The sequence below is a fragment of the Komagataeibacter kakiaceti JCM 25156 genome (assembly GCF_000613305.1).
In genome coordinates this window covers 1-3,650 of the sequence record NZ_BAIO01000228.1, presented here as the reverse complement: position 1 = coordinate 3,650, position 3,650 = coordinate 1, and the positions used below count along the sequence as shown (strand labels likewise).

The following is a 3,650-nucleotide window of genomic DNA, read 5'->3' as shown; positions in this document are numbered from 1 at the left end:
CGCGCGCCCATCATCTACCGCGCCACGCCGCAGTGGTTCATCCGCATGGATGGGGAAGGGCACCTGCGGGATCGCGCCCTCGCCGCGCTGGAAAAGGTGACGTTCGTGCCCGCGCAGGCGCGCAACCGCCTGACCTCTATGGTGGCGGGGCGTCCCGACTGGTGCATCAGCCGCCAGCGCGCATGGGGCGTGCCGATTGCCGTGTTCGTGGAAAAACGCACCGGTGAGGTCCTGCGCGATGCGGAGGTGATGGCCCGTGTCGTCGCCGCCTTCCATGCCGAAGGGGCCGATGCCTGGTACAGCTCACCCGCCACGCGCTTTCTGGGTGAAGGGCGCGATCCGGAAGATTACGAGCAGGTGTTCGACATCGTGGATGTCTGGTTCGAGAGCGGCTCGACCCATGCCTTCGTGCTGGGGCATGGGGACATGCCCTTCCCGGCGGATCTGTATCTGGAAGGCTCGGACCAGCATCGCGGCTGGTTCCAGTCCTCGCTGCTGGAAAGCGTGGGCACGCGCGGCGTGGCCCCCTACAGGGCGCTGGTGACCAACGGCTTCGTGCTGGATGAGCAGGGCCGCAAGATGTCCAAATCCCTGGGCAATGTCATCGCGCCGCAGGATGTCAATGACAGCCTGGGGGCCGACATCCTGCGCCTGTGGGTCATGAATTCCGATACGAACGATGATCTGCGCATCGGCAAGGAAATCCTCAAGCAGCAGGGCGAACTCTATCGCCGCCTGCGCAACACGCTGCGCTGGCTGCTGGGTGCGCTGGACGGCTTTACCGAAGCCGAGCGCGTGCCCCATGCCGAGCTGCCCGAACTCGAACGCTGGGTCCTGCACCGCATGACCGAACTGGGCGGCCTTGTGGCCCGCGCGGTGGAAACGCATGAATGGGTGGGCGTGTACCCCGCGCTGCACGGGTTCTGCGCCGCCGATCTGTCCGCCTTCTATTTCGACGTGCGCAAGGACACCATCTATTGCGATGGCCCGTCGAACCTGAAGCGCCGCGCCGCGCGCACCGTGCTTGACCACCTGCACCGCAGCCTGTGCGCGTGGCTTGCGCCGGTTCTGGTGTTCACGGCGGAAGAGGCGTGGCTCGCCCGCCCCGGCAATACCGAAAGCGTGCACCTGCAACCTTTCCCGGAACTGCCCACGGAGTGGAATGATCCCGAACTGGGGGATCGCTGGGCCATGCTGCGCGCCGTGCGCCGCATCATCACCACCGAGATCGAGAGCGCGCGGCGTGACGGGCTGGTCAAGTCCTCGCTTCAGGCGGCGCTTGAACTTCCGCTGTCGGAAGCGGAAGCCGCGCGGTTCGAGGGCGTGGACTGGGCGGAACTGACCATCGTGTCACAGGCCGAGGTCAGCATCATCGCGGGCGCGGGCTCGATCTATCTGGGCGAGGACGGGGCGCAGGAAGGCACGCCGCATGGCATTCCCGCCATTACGGTGGCGCAGGGGCATAAATGCGCGCGCTGCTGGAAGGTGCTGGATGAAGTGGGGCAGGACGCCGCCCACCCCGAACTGTGCCTGCGCTGTGTCGATGTGGTGCAGGGCAAGGCGTAACGGCAATGAACAACCGCGTTGTGGGTGGGGCCTGCCTGCTGGGCGCGCTGGTCGCGGATCAGGCCAGCAAGTTCTGGATACTGAATATCTATGACCTGCCCACGCGTGAAAGCGTGCCCCTGCTGCCCGTGCTCAACCTGACCATGGTCTGGAACCACGCCATCACCTTCGGCATGCTGGGTGGCGCGGGGGCGGCGGGCCGGGTGATCTTTTCGGTCGCGGCACTTGCGATCGTGACGGGGCTTGGCGTCTGGCTGGCGCGCACGCCACGGGTCTGGGTGGCGGCGGCGCTGGGCATGATCATGGGCGGGGCCATTGGCAACGTGATCGACCGGCTGCGTTATGGCGCGGTGGTCGATTTCATCCACGCCCATGCCTTTGGCTGGTCGTGGCCGGTGTTCAACATCGCGGATGCCCTGATTGATTGCGGGGTTGCGATCCTGATTATCGACAACCTACGCATGCGCGATGCAAACTAGGCGCCGGAGCGGCCCGCGCATGCTTGCCGAACCGTTCCACTAACGGTAATAGGCGAGATATGGCGATTCCAGCTTTCAGACCCCTTTCCTGTGCGGTGCTCATGGCAAGCGGCTTCATGCTGTCGGGCTGCTCGGGCGCTGATGTCTCGCGCGCCTTCGGGCTGGAGCGGAGCCTGCCGGACGAATACACGGTCACCACCCGTGCGCCGCTGTCCATGCCGCCATCCGATGAACTGGGCGCGCCCAACAGCAACGCCGTCCAGCGGGCGGAAGATACGAACCCGCGCATGCAGGCGCTGGAAACGCTCTCCCCCAACGTGGCGCTTCAGGGGGCCGACGGGCCTGACAGCGCGGGGCAGGCCGCCCTGGTGGGATCGGCGCAGGAAGCGGCCAACGACCCCGACAAGGGCGAGATGGGGCGCGCGGATACCAGCTTTGTGGACAAGCTCATGTTCTGGCACGGCGGCGGGGCGGGTAACCTTGTCAACGGCAAGGCGGAAAATGCCCGCCTGCGCGAGGACTCGGCCCTTGGCCGCAACCTGACGCAGGGCGCCACCCCGACCGTAAGCGGCCCCACCAAGTAAGGCGGTGTCCGTCCGGTGGGCGGAAACCGGAATCCGGTCGCGGATATGAATATGTCTCCAGACAGCAGCCAGCCGGTGATCCGCCGGCTGTCCGAACAGGTGGTCAATCGCATCGCGGCGGGCGAGGTGATCGAGCGCCCGGCCGCAGCGCTGAAGGAACTGGTCGAGAACGCCATTGATTCCGGGGCGCGGCGCATCGGCATCCGTCTCGACCGGGGCGGCATGGACCGCATCGAGGTCACCGATGATGGCTGCGGCATGTCGCCCGATGACCTGCGGCTTGCGGTTGAGCGGCATTGTACCTCCAAACTGCGTGACGAGACGCTGGTGCGCATTTCCACCCTTGGTTTCCGGGGGGAGGCGCTGCCCTCCATCGGCGCGGCCGCGCGGCTTGCGGTCATGTCCCGGCCACGGGGCGCGGAGTCGGCCTGGTCTATCCGGGTGGAAGGCGGCGTGGTGGGGGAACCTGAACCCTGCGCCGGACCGCCCGGCACCCGCGTGCTGGTGGAGGACATGTTCTTCGCCACCCCCGCGCGGCGCAAATTCCTCAAAAGCCCCCGAGTCGAGTCCGGCCATGCCGAAAACGTGGTGCGGCGCCTGGCGCTGTCCGCCCCACATATCGCCTTCCGGCTGGAATTCGACACGCGCGTGATCCTTGACCTGCCGGTGCAGGATCAGGCCGCGCGCGTCGCCGCCATTCTTGAATCCGGTCATGCCGATGGCCTGCTGCCCGTGGAAGGGCAGCGCGGTGACCTGAAGCTGAGCGGCTTCATCTGCGCCCCTTCGGTCCACCGCGCCACGGCCAACGGGCAGATGCTGCTGGTCAATGGCCGCCCCGTGGTCGATCCGGTGCTGCGGACGGCGGTGCGGGTGGCCTATCGCAATGTCATGGAACACGGGCGGCACGCGGTGGTGGCGCTGTCGCTGGAAATCCCGCCCGAACAGGTGGATGTGAACGTGCACCCCGCCAAGACGGAACTGCGTTATGCCGACTCGGCCGCCGTGCGCGCGCTGGTGATCG

4 protein-coding genes are annotated in these 3,650 nt (G+C 66.8%); all 4 read left to right on the top strand.

Annotated features, from left to right (window positions below; all coding sequences use genetic code 11):
- The coding region (locus JCM25156_RS11190) for a class I tRNA ligase family protein (RefSeq protein WP_025813140.1) at positions 1-1,566 on the top strand (1,566 nt) is incomplete at its 5' end.
- 5 nt (positions 1,567-1,571) lie between these two features.
- Positions 1,572-2,045, top strand: a complete 474-nt coding sequence (gene lspA / locus JCM25156_RS11185; protein WP_025813139.1) for a signal peptidase II — start codon at positions 1,572-1,574, stop codon at positions 2,043-2,045.
- A gap of 95 nt (positions 2,046-2,140) precedes the next feature.
- Positions 2,141-2,629, top strand: coding sequence for a DUF3035 domain-containing protein (locus JCM25156_RS11180; RefSeq protein ID WP_025813138.1), 489 nt, complete (start codon positions 2,141-2,143; stop codon positions 2,627-2,629).
- A 45-nt stretch (positions 2,630-2,674) separates the two neighbouring features.
- The coding region (gene mutL / locus JCM25156_RS11175) for a DNA mismatch repair endonuclease MutL (RefSeq protein WP_025813136.1) at positions 2,675-3,650 on the top strand (976 nt) is incomplete at its 3' end.

Bases quoted from the DNA above. Each gene is read 5' to 3' on its own strand.
- lspA (WP_025813139.1), top strand. From the start codon at position 1,572: ATGAACAACCGCGTTGTGGGTGGGGCCTGCCTGCTGGGCGCGCTGGTC.